Annotated in this window: 1 protein-coding gene; it reads right to left on the bottom strand. The window is 51.5% G+C overall.

The genetic code is table 11. From position 1 onward, the window contains the following. The coding region (locus A3754_RS03295) for a hypothetical protein (RefSeq protein ID WP_156496736.1) at positions 1–543 on the bottom strand (543 nt) is incomplete at its 3' end. Between the last annotated feature and the right edge of the window lie 90 nt (positions 544–633).

Below are 633 nucleotides of genomic sequence, written 5' to 3'. Positions count from 1 at the left end.
GCCGCCTACAAGAATTACAAACAACTCATAGTTGCAGTGCGCCATCAGCGAGTAGCCAATTGCCTCAAGCAAAGCCTGCACCTTCTGTTCGACGTCATCGTCACCCTTAAACACTTCGGCCAGGAATTGCTGAAATCGAGGCGCTGTTGCATTTGGGTCGAACTTCACCGGCACCTGAGTAGTGCGGTAATGTTCCCGGTTGTGAGGCTCCAACTTCCAGCCATCAGCGGATAGCATCAGCTCACCATTGGGGCAGTTAACACATTCAGCTGGGCCTTGGTTGAACTCAAGCTCGGGTTGGTAGGTTTCCGTTAATAACAGGTCGGTAACACTGTCCACAACGGATTTGCGCACATCTGCACCATTATCTGACAGATAGCCCTGCACCCACTGCCTGACCGCTCTGCTCTCCTGTTGCTGCCAGAATCCACGCTCGCTCCAGCGCATTACTGAAGCAGCGGTGGTAATAACGTTGTCCCTGCCAATCTCAGAAGCTAAAGCACATGCATGAGCAAGATCATCGTCAACATCGTGGTTCGCCATGCTTTGCTCTGCTTCTTTGAGAGTGCCTAACGGGATGCCAGTGTGCTTTTTAATGGTATTAAATAGCTGTCGCTTTGCGGTTGGCTTGAG

Source organism: Alcanivorax sp. HI0083 (assembly GCF_001635175.1).
Note: the sequence above shows the minus strand (reverse complement) of the source record. Positions and strands in the feature narration are given on the sequence as shown.